Origin of the sequence: Tahibacter soli, assembly GCF_025717065.2 — a bacterium.
GTDB classification, from domain to species: Bacteria; Pseudomonadota; Gammaproteobacteria; order Xanthomonadales; family Rhodanobacteraceae; genus Tahibacter; species Tahibacter soli.
In genome coordinates, this window is the sequence record NZ_JAOVZO020000003.1 from 195,420 (window position 1) to 215,739 (window position 20,320).

General features: G+C 64.2%; 13 protein-coding genes. 6 read left to right on the forward strand and 7 right to left on the reverse strand.

The features are described from left to right. Positions 1 to 215 precede the first annotated feature (215 nt). Together OD750_RS03270 and OD750_RS03275 are read left to right on the forward strand one after the other, a co-directional pair. Positions 216 to 9,005: an HYD1 signature containing ADP-ribosyltransferase family protein gene (locus OD750_RS03270; RefSeq protein WP_263542777.1), complete on the forward strand. Its 8,790-nt coding sequence runs from the start codon at positions 216 to 218 to the stop codon at positions 9,003 to 9,005. 3 nt (positions 9,006 to 9,008) lie between these two features. After that, positions 9,009 to 9,302: a hypothetical protein gene (locus tag OD750_RS03275; protein ID WP_263542778.1), complete on the forward strand. Its 294-nt coding sequence runs from the start codon at positions 9,009 to 9,011 to the stop codon at positions 9,300 to 9,302. 346 nt (positions 9,303 to 9,648) lie between these two features. Here OD750_RS03275 and OD750_RS03280 read toward each other — a convergent pair whose 3' ends face one another. Both OD750_RS03280 and OD750_RS03285 read right to left on the reverse strand, forming a co-directional pair. Beyond that, entirely contained in the window at positions 9,649 to 11,250 is a 1,602-nt protein-coding gene (locus tag OD750_RS03280) for an amidase (protein WP_263542779.1), read from the reverse strand. A 58-nt stretch (positions 11,251 to 11,308) separates the two neighbouring features. Beyond that, a complete protein-coding gene (locus OD750_RS03285) occupies positions 11,309 to 11,953 on the reverse strand; it encodes a class I SAM-dependent methyltransferase (RefSeq protein ID WP_263542780.1) in 645 nt (214 codons plus the stop codon). A gap of 61 nt (positions 11,954 to 12,014) precedes the next feature. Here OD750_RS03285 and OD750_RS03290 point away from each other — a divergent pair, with 61 nt between their 5' ends. Next, positions 12,015 to 12,404, forward strand: a complete 390-nt coding sequence (locus OD750_RS03290) for a plastocyanin/azurin family copper-binding protein (RefSeq protein WP_263542781.1) — start codon at positions 12,015 to 12,017, stop codon at positions 12,402 to 12,404. Here OD750_RS03290 and OD750_RS03295 read toward each other — a convergent pair. From OD750_RS03295 to OD750_RS03310, 4 genes are all read right to left on the reverse strand, one after another. Continuing rightward, the gene (locus OD750_RS03295) at positions 12,308 to 12,832 is read right to left on the reverse strand and encodes a GNAT family N-acetyltransferase (protein WP_263542782.1); all 525 of its coding nucleotides are present in this window, start codon (positions 12,830 to 12,832) and stop codon (positions 12,308 to 12,310) included. The two genes, OD750_RS03290 and OD750_RS03295, sit on opposite strands and share 97 nt — an antisense overlap. A gap of 52 nt (positions 12,833 to 12,884) precedes the next feature. Continuing rightward, positions 12,885 to 13,052: a hypothetical protein gene (locus OD750_RS03300; RefSeq protein ID WP_263542783.1), complete on the reverse strand. Its 168-nt coding sequence runs from the start codon at positions 13,050 to 13,052 to the stop codon at positions 12,885 to 12,887. A 153-nt stretch (positions 13,053 to 13,205) separates the two neighbouring features. After that, positions 13,206 to 15,035, reverse strand: a complete 1,830-nt coding sequence (gene typA, locus OD750_RS03305; RefSeq protein WP_263542784.1) for a translational GTPase TypA — start codon at positions 15,033 to 15,035, stop codon at positions 13,206 to 13,208. A 167-nt stretch (positions 15,036 to 15,202) separates the two neighbouring features. Further along, complete coding sequence (locus OD750_RS03310) at positions 15,203 to 17,440, reverse strand: pilin (RefSeq protein ID WP_263542785.1); 2,238 nt, start codon at positions 17,438 to 17,440, stop codon at positions 15,203 to 15,205. Between the two features lie 164 nt (positions 17,441 to 17,604). On the opposite strand from OD750_RS03310, the gene OD750_RS03315 reads away from it, so the two are divergent. Next, the gene (locus OD750_RS03315; RefSeq protein WP_263542786.1) at positions 17,605 to 18,132 is read left to right on the forward strand and encodes a peptidylprolyl isomerase; all 528 of its coding nucleotides are present in this window, start codon (positions 17,605 to 17,607) and stop codon (positions 18,130 to 18,132) included. Between the two features lie 73 nt (positions 18,133 to 18,205). On the opposite strand, the gene OD750_RS03320 is transcribed toward OD750_RS03315, so the two are convergent. Then, the gene (locus tag OD750_RS03320) at positions 18,206 to 18,472 is read right to left on the reverse strand and encodes a GlsB/YeaQ/YmgE family stress response membrane protein (protein WP_263542787.1); all 267 of its coding nucleotides are present in this window, start codon (positions 18,470 to 18,472) and stop codon (positions 18,206 to 18,208) included. 201 nt (positions 18,473 to 18,673) lie between these two features. On the opposite strand from OD750_RS03320, the gene OD750_RS03325 reads away from it, so the two are divergent. Further along, entirely contained in the window at positions 18,674 to 19,870 is a 1,197-nt protein-coding gene (locus OD750_RS03325) for a pyridoxal phosphate-dependent aminotransferase (protein WP_263542788.1), read from the forward strand. Positions 19,871 to 19,877: 7 nt separating this feature from the next. Beyond that, entirely contained in the window at positions 19,878 to 20,258 is a 381-nt protein-coding gene (locus OD750_RS03330; RefSeq protein WP_263542789.1) for a glutaredoxin domain-containing protein, read from the forward strand. Positions 20,259 to 20,320: the final 62 nt, after the last annotated feature.

The window sequence follows — 20,320 nt, forward strand, 5'->3', positions numbered from 1 at the left end:
CCGTTTCCCGAATAGTAGGTTGGGCCGGGCGATCAGCCGCCGGACTGCGCAATTGACGACGAACAACAGGGGCAAGAATGTGCTGCCGATCCTAACCGCCTGAGTATCGGGCTTCATCCCTCTTTGATTACGCGCGAGCGCTTTGTTTCGCCCTTCGGGCGAAGGAGAGCCCTTGCGTCCGAATCCAAGCTGCAAGCTTCTTGAGTAAAGCATCGATGAAATTCTGGAAATCATTTCTCTTGACAGCCGCCCCACTGGCGGCACTCGGCTTCGGCCGCGCCGAGGCGACCAGCCTGCTGACGCCACCGCCGGCCAGCGTCTGCACTTCGCCGACCGTACCGACGGAGCCCGGCGACATTCATGCCTTTCCCGGTCGTTGGTGGAATCCCAATCGCAAGGGCATCGGTTGGGATTTTTTCTACGGCGACGGCCAGCAGTCGATGTATCTGACGCTGTTCACGTTCGACAAAGACGGGCGGCCCGTCTGGTTCACCGGCGCGTCGACCGAACCCCAATTCAATTCGGTGACCGGCGAGTCGATTTGGCAGTCGAGATTGTTCCGCGTTAAATGGAACGGGCCGACCTATGAGAACCGCATCAGCACCGAAGTAGGTCTGGTGTCGATCACGTTCCCGCGCCAGACGACGACGCGAGCTGCCGTGCGCTGGCAGTTTACGGATGCCGGAAATCCCTGGGCCGATACGGTGGCTCATGACGAATGCCTGTTTGACTACTACCGCGACGGCAACGGGCAGGTCGAGGGCTCGCTCAGTCAGGCGTATTCGTCGAACTGGTTCTACGACGCGCCGAACACACACCCTTATGTCGGCTGGGGCGTCGATCTTCTGATTGCGCTCGACAGCCAGCAGCAGTATCAGGAAACGGCGACCGTCGCGATCTACGACGAGAATCGGGATCCGGTCTGGTTGCAGTCGAGCGACAACTACGGCACCAGTTCGCCGACGTCCGATACGTTGAACGACCTGCCGAACAGCCGCGGCATCCTGCGCTACTTCCGCCACAAGAGGCTCAACGGCTGGCCGATGTTGAGCGACTGCGCGAGCGACAGCTGTCTCGATATCATTGCGTTGCCGGGCAACACGTCGACCAAGGAAAACCGTTTCCTGCGCAACATTACGGGGGTCCGCAGCGGCCAAATGTCGGTGCGGGCGCTCGCGGAAGCCAACGTCACCGGTTCGGCCACGGCGGAGGTGCGTTGGCCGCTGCCGACGCTGCCGACCCAGCCCTGGCCGGATCCGACGCCTGTTTCTCATTTCGACGTCGATCACGTCGTTGTCGACAAATCGGTCTGCCGTGTTCCGACGGGCCAGACGACCTGCCGGTTCACCGTGAGTTGGACCAGCCACGACCAGGGCGCGATCGTCAAACGGATCGACCTCAGGAATCCCGGCAACATCCAAACGATCGGCATCGGCGGTAGCGGCATCTATAAAGACGATGTCGCCGTCGGCGATCGCGTGCAGTACCGCATCTTGTATTGGACCCCCGCGGACGGCTACTTGCAGCGGACGACCCCGGAAGTGCGCACGTTGCTCGACACCGATATCGCCGATGCGAACGTCGAACCGGTCGATTGCGTGAGCGGTCCGAGCTGCGACCTCGGCGAACACGACCCGACGGTCGGTGCAGTAGCCGGAGAGGCGTCGACGGAAGGTGGTGCCGCAACGTATACGATTCCCATAGCTTTGCCTCCGGGCCGCAACGGCATGCAGCCTGCCGTTGCGCTTTCCTACAGCAGCCGTGCCGGCAACGGCATCGCCGGCATGGGCTGGTCGCTTTCCGCATCCAGCGCAATCCATCGGTGTCCGCGCACACTCGATCAGGATGGGCGGGCAGTCGCGGTTCGTCTCGACGGCAGCGACGCGCTGTGCCTCGACGGTCAGCGCCTGGTGGTACTCGAATCGCTGCACGGCAACCCGAAGCTCGACCAGTTCGCCGGCTACGGCATGGCGAACGCGATCTATCGCACCGAAATCGACAACTTTGCGCGTGTCACGCAGCTCGGCGGCAGTCTTGCCGGGCAGGACGCGTGTTTTCGCGTCGAACACAAGGACGGCCGCATCGCGTACTACGGCGGCGTCCCGTCTGGCAACGGATGTTCAGCAAACGACCGCAACTCGCGCGTTTCGCCGTCGGGCGTCAATACGACGCTGAACTGGCAGGTCGAGAAGGTCGAGGATCGCGTTGGAAACAATCAGTTCTTTTTCTACGCCAATCACGGCAACGGCGAAGTTCTCCTCAGCGAAATCAAGTACACCGGCAAAGGAGACAACGCAGGCAATCGGCGTGTGATATTCGCGACGGAGCTGCGCCCCGTCGCGAGCGACCGCTCGTCGAGCTACATCGCCGGCGGGCTCACGATGCAGACGCAACGCCTGATTCGCATCGAGACATGGATCGGCACCGGCGAACGGGTAATGACCTACAAGCTCGACTATGCCGAGCCGCTGACGGGTCAACAGGTCGGTACATACAGCGCTCGCAGTCAATTGCAGAAGATTACGCAGTGCGGTTACGACGGCGGCGTGGAAAAGTGCATGGCGCCGACGATGGTCGATTGGAACGACGCACCGCCGGACAATGTTCTGCGCTCGCTGACTGTCGCGGACTTGCCCGAACCGACAGCGATGCCCAATGGCGCGCAAGTGGATCGGCGCGTCCAGCCGCTCGGCGACCTGGACGGCGACGGCGTGCGGGAGATAGTCGTTCACCAATGGGAGAAAATAAACCCGAGCGCTCCGGAGAGCCCGCAGAACTTGCGCCGTGCCGTCTGGCTGGTGAAGCAGTCGGCGGACCGCGATACGCCGCAAAAGCTCGACATTACCGCGCTTTCGGCCGACATCGCCTACGTCAGCCCGGATTACGTCGCCGATATCGACGGCGACGGCAAAGCCGACATCCTCGGCGCGCAGAACAATCAGCTGTATCTGTATCGCTGGAAAGGTGCGCGCGGCGCCGCGTTCGGATCGCTTTTGGGGACGTTCGAGGGTATTCCGCTCAACGTGCCCACTGGCGATCAGGTCGTTTCTCTCGAGGATCGTGACGGTGACGGTCTTGCCGATCTGCTGCTGCGCCGCAAGCAAGGCAGCGACTGTAACGGCGCCTATGTCGCACCGTCGTCGCAGCTCGACCCTCAGATGCTGTGTTTCTACCGGAACACGACGAGTCGTTCCGGCACCAGTGTTCAGGTCGGATTCGCGCAGGGCGCGGAGGTTTCCAACTGGACCATCCCGACGGCACAAAGCGGACCGAGCGCGCCGGGCGATTTCAACGGCGATGGCATCCGCGACATTCTGATCACGTATCGCACGAGTACCGGCGATCGCGTCGAGCGCATGCTGCTGTCGAAGGCTGCCGGCGAACCCGTGCTGCCCGGTTGTACGCCGCTTACCGTCGATCGTTTTCAAAACTGCTCGCCGGGCTCGTTGAACCTCTACCCGAACGGCGCTTACGCGCTGCCGGAATCGGCGCGCTACTGGCTCGATGTCAACGGCGACGGTCTTACCGACTTGCTGTTCGCGACAGTGACGGGACGCGGATGCTCTGACGGCAGCAATTTCGACATCGTACTGCCCGAGCCGGTGCTTCCGGTCGAGGCCGATCGCGGCACCTGGTGCATCAAGCTCTCGACAGGGCGTGGATTCGGCAACGCGATCATTGTGGACGGCAATGCGGATGCGCTGCTGATGCAGGTCAATCGAGGCAGCCCTTCGGCCGGATCGCAGCCCAGGATGCGTTACGCCGGTCGTTTGCCGACGATGGATATCGACTCGGACGGCAGACCGAACCTGTTGTATCCCGTTGCGCTCGCGGCCCGTCACTGCCAATACACGACCGTGACTCACGTGTCGCGTGAGGATACGCCGGCGTGCCCGTACATCGGTTGGCAGGGCGGCAATGGCGAGGGCGACAGCGGCCCTCGGGTCTGTACGAATCAGGTCTGGATGTGCAGCGACGATCCGCGCAAAGCCATCAACGGTTCGAGCGCGTTTTCGTTGCCCGCGCTCAGCGAGTTCCCGGTCTACAAACCCGCTCCGCCGACGGAAGTCGCCGTCGACAATCTCTACACCCCGATAGTGCACAAGGCGTCGTACTCGGAACTCGACAAATCTGCCTATGTCATGGCGGCGATTCGCTTCGAGCAGACGGGCCCGGCTTCGTTCACCGCAACGTCCGTTCCCCTCGACAACACGTCCGGTCCCGGTGCGAGCGCTGCAGCTCATCGCGTGGTGATGAAACTGGCCGGCGACAGCGAAGTCGACGTTTCCGACGACATGTATGGCGACGGTCTCGTCGATTCGATTTTCCAGATCGGCTGCTACACGGGGGGATTCCGTCCGGACGCCTGCCAGTATGTCGGCGGCGCGTCGGGCCCTTCGAATATCGCGTTGAGTCCGGGGCAGAACGGCGGGCTTACGACCGTGTCGGTGACCGATCTCGAAAACGGCATGCGCACCTGGATCAACGAGAATGTCGGCATCGCCGAAAACGCCGGCGGTCCGCCGCTGCTGCCCGATCTCGTCTCTTCGATTCAGAACGGCTTGGGCGACAACGCGGTCTGGTCGTACTTCCCGATGTCGAGCAAAGCGTTCCGCACGGGCAGCAATACGATGCCGCTGTACGAACTACCGGCGAACGAGAGCGCGTACACCGATACGCGACATTTCTACTTTCGCTCCTCGATGCCCGTCGTCGGTTCGATGGGTCGCAGAAGTACCTTGGGCGGTTTCGGCATGTTCGGCTTCCGCAGCTGGACCTACAGCTATCGCGAAGCGATCTACAACAGCCGCGGTCGAGGTTTCCAAGGCTTCCGTACGATTCTGCAGGAGCACTTGACGCTCAGCGGGGCCGAAAATCGCCGGCTGCGGATTGCCACGACGTACCACCAGAAGTTTCCGTTGACCGGCAAAGTCGAGCGCGTGGAAACCGGCGTTCCGAGCGGTACGAACGCCATCAATCCCGTCAAAGTGGAATCGTACAGTTGGGGTTGCGCGGTCGCGACTTCGGCTGCTTGCGATACGGCGTCCGCAGCTCAGCCGACCAACTATCCGTTCCTTGTCGAGCAGTTGACGACGACGTATGACCTCGTAAATGCCGAAGGCGGCGGAACTCCGCGACAGATTGCATCGACGCAGGTGCGCAACTACAACGGCGTCAAGACGCAGCCCGGCTGGGACCAATACGGCAATTCGTTGTTCCAGGAAACGCAGTCTGCCGACGAATACGTTACTGCGACGACGCGCGCGGTGAACACGTATACGTCGCCCGGCAGCAGTTGGTGGGTCGACAAGCTGTCCACGACGCAAAGAACGGTTCTTCCTGTGACGTACGCCGCGCAACATACGTTGCCGGCGAGTGCGGCAACGCCCGAGCAAACCTTGGCGACGACGTACGAGTGGAACGACGATCGCACCCCGAAAAAAGTGGAGTTGCAGGCTCAGAAAACTGGTTTGGAACTGGACGAGCAGCATACGATCACGCGGTATGCCTATCCGTCGGCTACCGTCAACTACGGATTGCCCACGCTTGTGACGACGGAAATTCGTCGCGCCGACGAGCGTCCATTGCCGGCGGGCCAGACTCGCCAGGTCGAAACGCTGTTCGACGGGACGGACGGCTACTTCGCGTCCGAAATCAAGTATCCGAACGATACTGGGGGCTACCTCAAACTCGGCATGCGCACGACGACGCGCGCGCGCGACGGACAGCCGAGTATCGTGGAAGATTTATCGGCTGGAACAAAAATCGTCACAACGTACGACGCGTTCGGCCGAGCCGTTGCCGTCGACACGCTGAATCTTGCGGGACAGCGGATCAAGCAGCCCGTGCGTGCTGCCTGGCAGAAGTGCGCGAACGGCGTCTGTCCGGGCGTCGGCGCCGGCGCCTTGAATCGCAGCGGCCTGAATGCCGACCGCTTTGCGGCATACCGCGTTGTCACAGTCGAGAATGGCAGCCCGACGCAAGTCGTCATGTACGACTTGCTCGGACGCGAGATCAAGCGCGCCGCGCGTAGTCTAGACGCGAATCTCACATTCGTTGCGTCCACGATCGACTATGACGTGATGGGAGCGACGACGAACCAGAGTGCGCCGTTCAAGCTGACAAGTGCGCAAGCGGCGGCTGCCTACGAAACCGTGATGACGTACGACCGGCTTGGGCGCGTCAAGACCAAGACGAGTCCCGGCAGCGAACTGGATGCGGCAAACGGCAACGTCGTCACGGACTACACCTACGACGGCAATCGCACGACGGTCAGGGTTCGCACCGCGAACGATCCGAGTTGCTCGCTGGCGTCCGCAAATCCGCTGTGCATGGTGATGTCGCGCGACAACAGCGTGCTGGGTCTCGTGCGAACGACGGATACGCTCAACGGCGTCACGACCTACTGGTATGACGCGGCCAAGCGGCCGATTGCGATTCGCGACGCCAAAGCAAATGCAAGCAATCCGCCGGGGAGCGCGACGCTCGCGCAATACAACGAACTCGGCCATCGCAAAGTGCTCGACGATCCGAACATGGGTCGTTGGACGTTCAGCTACAACCCGTTCGGCGAGCTGCGCAAGCAGACGGATGCACGCCTGCTCGACACGATTGTCAACTTACGCGATCCATTGGGCCGCGTCGTCTTCCAGACCAGCACCAACCCGGATCGCTACGATGCCGGCCGCTACGAAACCGTCGTCGATGCCTGGGCTTACGACCCGGTCAACGGCTTGCTCAACGACGTCAGTCGTTCCGTCGACGGCACGTTGAAATGGCAGGAAGCGTACGAATACGACACCGTTGCGCGACCGACGCAAACGAAAACTTCGATCAAACTCGAACAGCCCGGCCTGCACGATCTCGTCACGAAGTTCTTCTACGACGCGAACTATGGTCGCGAGAAAGGCATCGAGTACCCCAGCGGCTTGCGTGTCCAGACCATTTACGCGAAGAACGGCGACGTGCAGGACGTGCTCGATGCGGATACCGGCATTCGTCTTTGGGCGATCGAGTCGAAAGATGCGTGGGGCAACGTCGCGGTCCAGCGCTACGGCAACGGCATCGTCGGCCAATACGCGGCGGCTGCCAGCACGGGTCAGTCGCTGCAGCGCGAGTGGCTGATTCCAGGGCAGGCGGCCAAGGACGCGATCGCCTACGGTTACGACAGCTTCGGCAATCTGAAGAGCCAGACGCGAACGACGCCGGGAGAGCTCAACCCGATAGCCACCGAAACCTATGCCTACGACCGCTTGCAGCGTCTGACGCGTGCGACGCCGTCGACCGGGTCTGCGGTGACTTATGGCTACGACGCCATCGGCAACTTCACGTTCAAGAGCGACTTCAGCACGACGTCCCCTACCGCATACCAGTATCCGGCCACAAGAACCGGCGGCTGCGGAACGAACGTGGCGACGAGCATTGCGCGATCGAACAATTCGACGGCGACGTATACCTGCGACGCGAACGGCAACATCGCCACGAGTACGAACGGTGGCAACTATCTGCAGCCGCGTAAAATCGTCTACGACGCGACGAACCGGCCGATCGGCATCGTCGCTGCGACGAGCTATACGGAGTTCTACTACACGCCGAGCGGCGATCGGTACGACACGATCAGCAAAGGCGCCGGCATGAGCGGCTGGCGCGTGCTGCGCGGTCCGCGCGGTTATGAAGAAGAGTATCTGCTGGCCGATAGCACGCAGAGAACTCAACGTCACGAACTCGGGGAGGCCGTGGTGACGTATGGGCCAGGCACGACGCGCAGGACGAACTACCGCGCGAGCGATCGCCTCGGTTCGGCGCTCGCGATCATGAACGACGACGTCGCCAATCTGTTCGAACAGACGCAATGGGGTCTGCCGTCGAAGGCGTTGCTGTCGTTCGATGCGTTCGGGATGCCGAAGGATCGCGACTTCAAGTCGCGCGCGAGTGCAACGACGAATCTCGGCGCAACGCGGCAGGGTTTTACCGGGCACGAGCACATCACGGCACCGAATGGCACTCCGGGTCCCGAGGTCATTCATATGAATGGTCGGGCTTACGACTTCAGGCTGGGTCGATTCCTTAGCGTCGATCCATTCATCCAGTTTCCGGAGAACAGCCAGAGTCTCAATCCTTATGCCTATATCTCCAACAACCCCCTCTCGGGGACGGATCCCACTGGATTCTTTTCCTGCGACAAAGACGATAAATGCACAGGGACGGTCGGGGAAATTGAGACCATCAATGTCTACAAAGATGGGACCGTTACGGCGACGAATAGTGCCGGGGATACCATCGAGCTCGGCAAGATCGCGGACAAAAACGTTCAGAGCGCGGTAACGGCATTCGCCGGGTCGATCGGACAGGTAGTCGATGGATTCAAGAGTGTGCAGGGATATACACCGCAGATCTGCCAAGCACCTGACCAAATTGCGGATATGGCGTCCCGCGGCGGCACGGTCTTCGCTCAGATTGCGACATCGGAAATCGTTCAAAAGCCTCGAGGTAATGCAGAGAGGGGTGCTGTCCTGACATTGGCGGATGCCGTTTCCGCGGGCACCGTTGTTTGGATGACGGAAAAATTCTTCGGGTTTGACCCTGCTCAAAATCAGGCCGACCTTGATGCGTACAATTCGCAAGTTGGATACTTGTCGTATTTGTCCTACCTGAACCCGCGGCAAATAGTAACTCGGGTCAAGTCCGGAATCTCCTCGGTCAAGGAAATGATCAGGATAAGGCACTACACGAGCAATAGTGGAATAAAGGGGATTGCAGAGAGTGGGGTCATTAAGGCCTCCGACCAGAATAAAGTATTCGCGGATCTGGCCAAAGGAAAGCCGCTGTCTCCGAGGGACGCCGAAGAAAAATTTGGAATTAAGCGAGGCAAAGGTCAGAATTACGTGGAAACCGACGTTCCTGCGGATAAGATAGATCGTGTGTACAATCCGAAAACAAAAGTCTGGGAGCTTACGGTTAAGGGAGATGTGATTCTTGAAAATCCCACCTTTGAGAAGAGGTAGATAATGAGCATGCTGGCAGTCGACCTAGTGGCCTTGAAGAGAATCATGTGCGATCTCGACTATTTGGCTATTTCTTTGGATCGAATTGGGTCTGAGCAGATGACGAAGGACGAGCGGATAGCCGTCCACGATAGATTTATGGAGGAGTCAGACTTGGCCCGGCGAATTCTTTTTGCAAGAAAGATCCTGTCGGTTGCCATTGATGAAGGCGTATCTCGAGAGGAGTTGGCCGAGATTGATGAGGCCGTTGAGCGAGTTCGCCCCTGGGATATGAAGAATGCGTTGATGAAAAAATAATAGTTGTTCCCGCGGTTGCGGAGGTGGCACTGCCTTTTGAGAAAAGGAGGCAGTGCCACCCCGAATTTTGGCGTGGTAGGAGCTGTTGAGCAGTTTGTGATCTCGGCGAAACATGGAGAGGCGAGCTAGACTCCGAGAGCTGCCAATTGTCAATCCTGCTATGTCACTGCTGGCAACGTCATATGTGGAGGTATTGACCGTACCTATTCTTCTTCGACGAACGAGATCTCGAAGGCTCGGTGCTCGTGACAATCGCTGACGGCGAGCGTCGCGAAACAACTGGTTGTGGACTACTGCCAAGCTGGCGCAATGGGCGGGATTTTGATGGCTCGCTGGCGTATAGTCGCTACGGCAACGTCGGCAAAAACCTCGGCGCCCTACGCGCCTTGCTCAACTGCTCGTACGCATACGCGAGCCTCACCAGAGTCGTCTCGCTCCACGCCGCGCCGATGAAGCTGATACCCACCGGCAGTTCGCGCACCTGTCCCATCGGCACGGTGATCGACGGATAGCCCGTCACCGCCGCGACGCCGCTCGATCCGCCGGTGTAGTGATCGCCGTTCAGCGGGTCGGTCGTCCACGCCGGATTGTTCGTCGGGGCGATCAGCGCGTCGAGCCGGTGCTTTTTCAATACCGCGTCGAGGCCTTCCTTGCGTGCGTACTTCTGGATCGTCGCCTGCGCCTCTTTGTAAGCCTTGTCCGACAGCGTGCCGCGCTTTTGCGACAATTCCAGAAGTTCCTGGCCGAAGATCGGCAGTTCCCTGTCCGCGTTCGCCGCGTTCCAGGCGATGAGTTCGGCGAGCGTGGCGACCGGCACGCCGCGCCGCGTTGCCAGATACGCGTTGAGGCCGGCTTTGAATTCGTACTGCAGCACGGTCATCTCGGCATCGCCGAGCTTGTCGGCGTTCGGTATTTCCACCGGATCGACGATCGTCGCGCCCGCGCCGCGCATCAGCGCGATGCTGCGCTCGAATGCGGCGTTCACCTCTTTGTGGAAGTTGGCCTGTTTGCGCAGCACGCCGATGCGTGCGCCCTTGAGCGCGCCCGCGTCGAGCGCGCGCACGTAGTCGGCCGCGTGTTTGTCGGCGTCCCAGCTTGCCTTGTCGCGCGGGTCGGCGCCGGCGAGCACGGTCAGTAGAGCCGCGGCGTCGGCGACGCTGCGCGCCATCGGGCCGGCCGTGTCCTGGCTCGCCGAGATCGGCACGATGCCGCTGCGCGCCACGAGACCCACGGTCGGCTTGATGCCGACGAGGCCGTTGACGCCGGCCGGGCAGACGATCGATCCGTCGGTTTCGGTGCCGACCGCGACGGCCGCGAGATTCGCCGCGATCGCCGCGCCGCTGCCGCTCGACGAACCGCACGGATTGCGATCGAGCACATACGGGTTCTTCGTCTGGCCGCCGCGCGCGCTCCAGCCGCTCGTCGAACCGGTCGAGCGGAAATTCGCCCATTCCGACAGATTCGTCTTGCCGAGGATGACCGCGCCGGCGGCGCGCAGGCGCGCGACGATCGCCGCATCCTGCGTCGGCGCGGCACCGACGAGCGCGAGCGACCCCGCGCTCGTCTGCATGCCGTCGGCCGTGTCGATGTTGTCCTTGAGCAGCACCGGCACGCCGTGCAGCGGCCCGCGCACCTTGCCCGCGGCGCGCTCGGCGTCGAGCGCGTCGGCGCTGGCGAGCGCGTCGGGGTTCAATTCGATGACGGCGTTGAGCGCCGGTCCGGCCTTGTCGATCGCCGCGATGCGATCGAGGTACTGCTGCATGATCGCATGCGCGGTCAGTTCGCCGGCGCTCATGCGGCGCTGCAGGTCGGCGACGCTCGCCTCGTCGAGCGCGAACGCCGGCTTGGCCGGTTCGGCGGGCGCGGCGACGGCGGCCGGCTTCGGCGCGCCGGTGGCGCAGGCCGCGAGTGCGAGAACGATCGGCAACAGAGCGCAGGCGCGCGACATGGCGGTATTCCGGGCGGGGAAGCGCCGATGATGCCAGACGCGGCGATCGTCGCGAACGCTACGCTTGCGGACGGCGGAAGATGGAAATGACGCCGCCGGTTTCGCCGCGCCACGGCGTCGCCCGCCAGTCGCGCCAGCGAACGTGCGGCGCGAGGCCGGCGCTTGCCGTCCAGGCGTCGAGATCGTCGAGCGACACTTCGCACAGCCGCGGCGAATAGCGTCGCGGCCCGCCGCGCGTCTCCACGACATGATCCATTTGTACAAACGTATCGCGACGGCCCGGCGCCGTCGTTTCGACGAGCAGCGAGCCGTCGCCGGCGACGCTCGCGGCGAGCCTCGCGACGGCGCGCGCCTGCGCGTCGCGATCGGGCAGCAGCGCGAGCGTGTCGACCATGCAGATGACCAGCCGGTAGCGGTCCGGCGCGCTGACGCAGGCGAAGTCGCCGAGCGTGACGCCGATCGCGTCGCCGCCGGATTTGGCGCGCAGCCGCGCGATCATCGCGGCCGAGGCGTCGATGCCGTGCACCGCGAGCCCGCGCGAGGCGAGCGCGATGGCGTAGCGGCCGGTGCCGCAGCCCGCGTCGAGCACCGGGCCGCCGCGCGCGAGTTCGACGAGCCGGTCGAGCGACAGGCGCGACGGCGGCGGATACATCTCGTCGTAGAATTCGGCGCAGTGGTCGCCGTAACGCGCGGCATCGATCATGTCGGCGGAGCATGACCGACCGGCGACGATGCGCCAAGGGCGGACCGCGAGAAGGGGGGCGATGCGGCGATGTCTGTGGGGAATGCTGGCGCTCGCGGCGGGGCCGGTCGACGCCGCGCTGCACGTGGTGATCGTCGGCGCACGCGGCGAACTCGTGTACGAACCGGCGACACTGACGATCCGCGCCGGCGACAGCGTGCGTTTCGTCAACGTCAGCGGTTTCCACAATGTCGTTGCCGACGACGCGTCGTTCCGTTGTGCGAACGGCTGCGACGGGCTGGGCGGCAACGGATCGCCGAGCAACGCGCAGTGGATCGCGACGGTCGTGTTCGGCGATCCCGGGACGGTCGGCTACTACTGCGAAGCCCACGGCGCGCCGGGCAGCGGCATGGTCGGCACGATCGTCGTCGAGTCCACGCCGGTTGCGCTGCAGTCGTTCGACGTCGAATAGCGCGGATCGATTTCCAGCGTCAGCGCGCAGTCGCGCCAGCCCAGGTCGTGCCAGAAGTCGAGCGCCTTGCGATTGCCGACGAGCACGTCGAGCGTCAGGCGCTTGCCGCGCGGCCAGATGTCGCGGCGCAGGCGCTCGATGGCCGCATGGCCCACGCCGTGACGGCGTGCGTGGCGCAGCACGAGAAACTGCGCGAGATAGATTTCGTCGGCGCTTTCGCGGAACACCGCGTAGGCGACCGTCTCGCCGTTCTCGTCGAACAGCACCGCGCGGTACGCGCCCGATGCGAGCCAGGTGCGCATGCGGTCGTGCAGAAAACGCAGGTCGTCGGGGCCGAAGTCGGCGCCTTCGCGCACGAGCTGTCGATTCAGACGGGCAAGTTCGGGCGCGTCGGCGACGCTCGCCCAGCGATAGGTCAACGCGTTCAATCGAAGACTCGGGTATGCGGCCGATTGCCGCCGATGTCGCGGCTCCCCGTGGTCAGCGCGCATCGCGCGTGCGGCCTGCCTGCGCGGCCGACAGGTGCTCCATCGCGGCGTGCGTCGCGATGTCGCGCAGCGGCGCGCGACGATGAAGCACGCGATACAGCAGCGCGGCGTAGCCGAGCACGCCGGCAAGAAACAGCACGATGTAACCGAGGCTCGTCATGGATGCGGATCCGTGGAGAACGGATCGCAGCTTGCGCGCCGTGGCGGTAAACGATCCATCGACGCATCGCCGCGCGGCGTAACGAACGCGTAAACGAAAAACCCCGGCATGCTCGCGCATGCCGGGGTTTCGTCGGAGCGCTTGCGGCGTCGATCAGGCCGCGCGCGAATTCTTCTTGCGATCGTTTTCGGTCAGGTGCTTCTTGCGCAGGCGGATCGCCAGCGGCGTCACTTCGACGAGTTCGTCGTCTTCGATGAACTCGAGCGCCTGCTCGAGGCTCATCTTGACCGGCGGCGTCAGCGCGAGCGCATCGTCCTTGCCGGACGCGCGGAAGTTCGTCAGCTGCTTGGCGCGCAGGGCGTTGACGGTGAGGTCGTTGTCCTTGGCGTGGATGCCGACGAGCTGGCCTTCATACACTTCTTCGCCCGCTTCGATCAGCAGGCGGCCGCGTTCCTGCATCGCGAACTGCGCATAGGCCGGCGACGGGCCCGTGCCGTTCGAGATCATCACGCCGTTCTGACGCGCGGCGATCGCGCCCTCGCTCTTCGGACCGTAGTGGTCGAACACGTGGAACAGCAGGCCCGTGCCCGCGGTGATCGTGCGGAACTCGGTCTGGAAGCCGATCAGGCCGCGCGCCGGAATCAGGTACTCCATGCGCACGCGGCCGCGGCCGTCCGGTTCGATGTTCTTGAGCTGCGCGCGGCGTTCGCCCAGGCGCTGCATCACGCCGCCCTGGAACTGCTCTTCGAGGTCGACGACGAGCTGTTCGTAAGGCTCCATCAGCTTGCCGTCGATTTCCTTGATGATCACTTCCGGGCGCGACACGGCGAGCTCGTAGCCCTCGCGGCGCATCGTTTCGATCAGAATGGACAAATGCAGTTCGCCGCGGCCGGACACGCGGAATTTTTCCGATTCGCTCGTGTCTTCGACCTTCAGCGCGACGTTGTGCAGCAGTTCGCGGTTGAGGCGGTCGCGCAGCTGGCGGCTGGTCAGGAACTTGCCGCCGGAGTGTTCCTTCTTGCCGGCGAACGGCGAGTTGTTGACCTGGAACGTCATGCTGATCGTGGGTTCGTCGACGGTCAGCGCCGGCAGCGCTTCGACCGCGTCGGGCGAGCAGACGGTGTCGGAAATGCCGAGCGCTTCGATGCCGCTGATCGCGATGACGTCGCCGGCCTGGGCTTCGGGAACCTCATGGCGTTCCAGGCCCATGAAGCCGAGCACCTGCAGCACGCGGCCCTGCTTGCGCTTGCCTTCGCGATCGACCACGACGACGCTCTGGTTCGTCTTGATCTTGCCGCGCTGCACGCGGCCGATGCCGATCACGCCGACGTAGTTGTTGTAGTCGAGCTGGCTGATGCGCATCTGGAACGGACCTTCCGGGTCGACTTCCGGCGCATGCACCTTGTCGACGATCGCCTGGAACAGCGGGTCCATGTTGCCTTCGCGGACGCTCGCGTCCATGCCGGCGTAGCCCTGCAGGCCCGACGCGTAGACGACCGGGAAGTCGAGCTGTTCGTCGGTGGCGCCGAGGCGGTCGAACAGATCGAACGTCGCGTTGAGCACCCAGTCCGGACGCGCGCCGGGGCGGTCGACCTTGTTGATCACGACGATGGGCTTGAAGCCCATCTGGAACGCCTTCTGCGTGACGAAGCGCGTCTGCGGCATCGGGCCGTCGAAGGCGTCGACGAGCACGAGCACGGAATCGACCATCGACAGCACGCGCTCGACCTCGCCGCCGAAGTCGGCGTGGCCCGGGGTGTCGACGATGTTGATGCGGTAGTCCTTCCAGCGGATCGCGGTGTTCTTCGCGAGAATCGTGATGCCGCGTTCTTTTTCCAGATCGTTGGAGTCCATCACGCGGTCCGGGACGATCGCGCGTTCGTTGAGCGTGCCCGACTGCTTGAGCAACTGGTCGACGAGGGTGGTCTTGCCGTGGTCGACGTGCGCGACGATGGCGATGTTGCGGAGCTTTTCGATGGACATGGCGAATGCTCCCGCCGGCGGCCGGCAGGACTCTGGTGGGAAAGAATGGGCGGCAGTATAACCGGTTATGCGTCAACTTGCCGCGTTGCAGCACGTTGGCGTGCCGTCTTCGACGAAAAGCGCGAACCAGCCGGACGCCGCCGTGCGCGGCGGCGTCCGGCCGATCGTCAGCGGCAGCCTGCCGGCAGGTACTTGGCCGGCACCGTCGTCGTCTCTTCCGAGTCGCTGATCGGCTCGGCGTCGTCCGCGATCTGCGCGTCGCCGCAGCGCCAGACGAGCTCGCCGCCGAGCTTGTACGGCGCGAGCGTCAGCGTCTGGCCGTGGACGGCCTTGTTCGCCTCGTCGCCGAACGCGAGCACGATCGTGCCCTGGTCGGTGTAGTAGTGGTCGAGGTACTTGAGCGATTCGCCGAATGCCGGTCCGTCGAGGTCGTCGTCGGTCGCCGGCAGCTTCTTGCGCTTGGCGTAGTACTCGGCGATCGCGAGCTTGAGCGGACCTGCGTCGGCGATCGTGCCGCTGACCTGCGCGCGGATCGTGTAGTCCTGGTAGGCCGGTATCGCGATCGCCGCGACGATGCCGACGACGGCGATCGCCATGACGCCGCCGCCGGCGGAGAGAATCGCCTCGGCCGGGCTCTGCTCGTACGTCACGCTGAAGCCGGCGCGGTTGGGCGTCAGGTCGAAGGTCAGCCCGAGCGCGCCGTCGAGCGGCAGGCCGAGGCTGGCGGCGTTCGGGAGGTCGGCGAGACTCGTCGGCTGGCCGAGCGCGTCCGAGATCGACTGCAGCACCGCGAGGTAGGCGTAGTAGATCTTCTGGTTCGCGTTGCGCGTCGTCACGGCGCCGCCGATCAGCGTGCTCGCCGGGTCGTACGACTGCTGCGTGCGCAGCCAGTCGCCGATGTCGGTGTCGAGCTTCGCGGCGGCGCGGTCGCCGAGCGCCTGCGGCACCTGGCCGAACACGAGCCAGTCGCCTTCCTCGGTCCAGTACAGGTGCGTGCCCATGCGCGTGTACAGCTGCAGCCAGGCGGTGGCCTTCGCGGTGGTCTCGGGCGCCGCCTTCTCGTCGGCCAGGCTCTTGGCGATGTCGATGCCGGGCACGTAGACGTGATGCATCGTCGCCTTGCCGGACTTCACCGTCTCGTGCTTCCACTTGAACCGCGCGACGAGATCGTCGAGGCGCGCATACAGCGCGGCGCGATCGACCGTGCGCACGGCCGAATACGTGCCGGCGGCGTCTTCGAACGTCACGAGCTCGGGGCCGAACAGGCCGGCGAGATCCTTCACCTCGAAGCCGAAAGCCGTCTTGAGTTCGTCGTTCGCCTTGTCGTACGCGGCCTTCGTGCCGGCGCCGAAATCGGCGTCGAGGTTCCCGACGAACGCGTCGAACTGCGCGCGCGACGGCAGGCGCATCGTCACCGCCCACGACGGATTGCCGGCGGCCTTGATGTCGGTCTTGTAGCCGTCCTGCGCGAGATAGCCGAACAATTTCGACTGCGGCGCGATGAACTGCACCTGGAACTTGCCGCGACCGCCGACCGTGCCCCAGCCGAAAGCGACGGCCTGGCTCTTGTCGAGCAGGTCGCGTACGGCCGTGCCGGGCTTGGCCGCCGGCAACTGCGCCGAGGCCATGCCCATGACGCCCTTCAGGCTCATCCAGAAAAACAGGCCCTGGCCGGACGTGTCGAACGTCTTTTCGACCTCGTGCATCGCATGTGCGCGCTTTTCGCCGAGCTGCTTGACGAAGCCGTCGAGCGCGAACGCCGACGCGGCCATGCCCGAAAGCACGTACAGGTGCTTCGTCGCCGCGTCGAACTGCACGTAGCCCTTGGTCGCCAGCTCGCCCTTGCCGTTGGCGTCGAGCGGCGCCTTGAGCACCGGCGCGCCGGTCGCGGCGAGGCGCGCGTTCATCGTCGCCACGTCGGCGATGTCGAACGGCAGGCTGACGAGGATGTTGCTCGCCGGGTTCGCGATGTCGCTCGTGTCGATCACGGCGACTTCGACGGGACCGGCAAGATCGTCGAGCGCGAGCGCCGTGAACGGCGCGATGCCGGCCTGCACGAGCAGCGGATCTTTGGCGGCGGCATCGCGCAGCGCGGCGATCGCCTTCGTATGCGCCTCGCTCGCGAGCGCGCCGTCGAGCGCGCGGCCGTTCGGCGCGGACATGAGGCCCCACAGCGTCGGCAGGCGCAGATAGGCGACGGTGTGCTCGGGCAGGCGTTCGCGCAGCCAGGCCGGCTGCGAGATGGTGTCGGCCGCGCGTTTCTGCGCGGCGCCGTCGAGTTGGGCGACGGCGGCCGGCGCGCTCGTCGACGCCTTGTCGCGATTGCAGCCGGCGAGTACGACGCCCGCCGCGACCGCCGCGACGAAGCAGGTGCGGCGGATCAAGGTGTTCCGGGTAATACGCATGATGTCTCCCTGTGCCGTCCGGCCGCGCGCGCCCCTCGCGCACGGCATCGGTTCCTTGGCGGAAACGTCATGCTACCCGAGGCCCGGAATTTTGGCTTGGCGGAACTGTCAAGGCGCGCCGCGGCGCGGTCGGCTATCATGCGCGGTTTCAACGGGAGCCCCCGATGTCCAACGAACTCATCGCCAAGGTCACGACGAGCCGCGGCCCGATCAACATCCGCCTTTTTGCCGACAAGGCGCCGGTGACCGTCGCCAGCTTCGTCAACCTCGTGCAGCGCGGCTACTACGACGGCCTGAACTTCCACCGCGTCATTCCCGACTTCATGATCCAGGGCGGTTGCCCGCACGGCAGCGGCATGGGCGGCCCGGGCTACAAGTTCGAAAACGAATGCCGCCCGGACCTCAAGCACGACAAGCCGGGCATCCTGTCGATGGCGAACGCGGGTCCGGGCACGAACGGCAGCCAGTTCTTCATCACGCACGTGCCGACCGCGTGGCTCGACGGCAAGCACACCGTGTTCGGCGAGGTGCTGAGCAAGGACGACCAGAAAGTGGTCGACAGCATCCGTGTCGGCGACAAGATCGAATCGATCCGCATCGAAGGCGACGCCTCGGCGCTGCTCGACGCGCAGTCGGCGCGCGTCGCCGAATTCAACCGCGCGCTCGACGCGGCGGGTTTCAAGGCGAAGTAATCGCCCGAAGCAGCAGCGATTGCGCAAGACCTCGCCCGCCGCAACGGCGGGCGAGGGGCGAAGCCGGTGCCGGTCAGGTCGACGAGCCGCCCGACGTCTTCGTGAACACGCGGTACAGCGCGAGCAGGATCACCGCGCCGATCACCGACGTGATGAAGCCGGCCGCCTGGCCCGGCCGATACCAGCCGATCGCCTGGCCGAGCCAGGTGGCGACGAGCGAGCCGGCGATGCCGAGCAGGCCCGTGATGAAGAAGCCGCCGGGATCCTTGCCGGGCATCAGAAGCTTCGCGATGACGCCTACGACCAGGCCGATGATGAACGCCCACAACCAGTACAACATAGGTGCCTCCTGCGAACGGGTGGAAACGCGCCGGCAATGTAGCGCATTCGCGCGGCGGCGGGGCGTGTCCGGCGCGCGCGCGGCACAGGGTTTTGCAACGTGTCACGACCATGGCCATTCGCCATAAGTCGGGCCGGATGCTGCGCTGCAATGTGCTACGATCCTGCCGATTTTTCCCGATCCCAGACCGCGAGAAGACACATGCTCAAGCTAGCCGAGCGCATGGGCCGCGCCAAACCGAGCGCGATCATGCTGGTTGCCGAGAAGGCGAAGAAGCTCAAGGCCGAAGGCCGCGACATCATCAGCTTCTCGATCGGCGTGCCGAACTTCCTGCCCGGCGAGCACGTGTACGCGGCGGTGCGCGACGCGCTCGCGAAGGACTCCGGCCAGTACGGCTCGAACCGCGGCGCCGACGCGCTGCTCGATGCGTTTCTCGCACACATCGAACGCGCCGGTTTCACCGGCTATACGCGCAAGAACGTCTCGACCGGCATCGGCGCCAAGCACGTGCTGTTCAACCTCGCCGAGGCGCTGCTCGATCCGGGCGACGTGATCGTCTTCCCGACGCCGTACTGGACGAGCTACATGGACATCGCCGACATCGTCGGCGCGACCGTGCGCACGCTGCCGTGTCCGCCCGAGCAGAACTACAAGCTCACGCCGGCGCAGCTCGACGCCGCGCTGCCGGGCGCGAAGGTGTTTCTGTTCAACAATCCGTCGAACCCGACCGGCATGGTCTATTCGCCGGACGAAGTCGCGGCGATCGCGCAGGTGCTCGCGAAGTATCCGGACCTGTGGATCATCACCGACGACATCTATCACCGCATGGTGTTCGACGATCTCGGCTACCGCAATTTCGTGCAGGTGAGGCCGGAGCTGCGCGACCGCACGATCTTCGTCGACTCGCTGTCGAAGACCTACGGCATGCCCGGCTGGCGCGTCGGCTTCATGGCCGGCCCGGAAAGCGTCGCGCAGGCGCTGACGAACCTCAATTCCAACCACATCACGAACATCCCCGAAGCCGTTACCGCGGCGGCCGTCGCGGCGCTGACCGGCCCGCAGGATGTGCCGGCGCAGAAGAACCTCGAGTTCCAGGCCAAGCGCGACCAGGTGCTGGCGATGCTCGATTCGATCCCGGGCGTGGTCTGCCCGCGTCCGCAGGGCGCGTTCTACGTGTTTCCGGATATTTCCTGCGCTTTTGGAAAAAGCCACAACGGCAGGAAGATCGAGAACGACGTCGATTTCTGCAACGCGCTGCTCGATGCCAAGGGCGTCGCCTGCGTGCCGGGCTCGGCGTTCGGCGAACCGCGCGCGCTGCGCATTTCGTACACGTGCCCCACGCCGCAGCTGCCGGAAGGTCTGAAGCGTTTCCGCGAGTTCTTCGCCGAGCTCGCCTGACGCTGCGATGAGCCCCAACGCGCCGAAGCTGCTCCTGATCGCCGCCGGCATCGTGGCGCTCGCGGCCGTATCGGCGTTCACGGCGCACTGGCAGCGGCAGATGGCGCAGGCCGATCCGCGCCTGACGACCGGCGAACACGGCGTCGTCATGCTCGGCGCGTCATGGTGCGGCTATTGCCAGCGCCTCAAGGCCGGGCTCGACGCGGCGAAAGTGCCCTACGTCGAACTCGACGTCGAGGACGGCGGCATCGGCGAGAACGCGTTCTTCGCGGTCGGCGGTCGCGGCGTGCCGGTCACGGTGATCGGGCAGGAGGTCGTGCACGGCTACGACGCGGCGCGCCTGACCGAACTCCTCGGCAAGCTCGGGCACAGCATCGACCTGAAATAATTCCAACGCTCGCGCGGCGTCGTTGCCGTGCGAGGCATTCAACCCGGCGGGCGCCCGTTCGT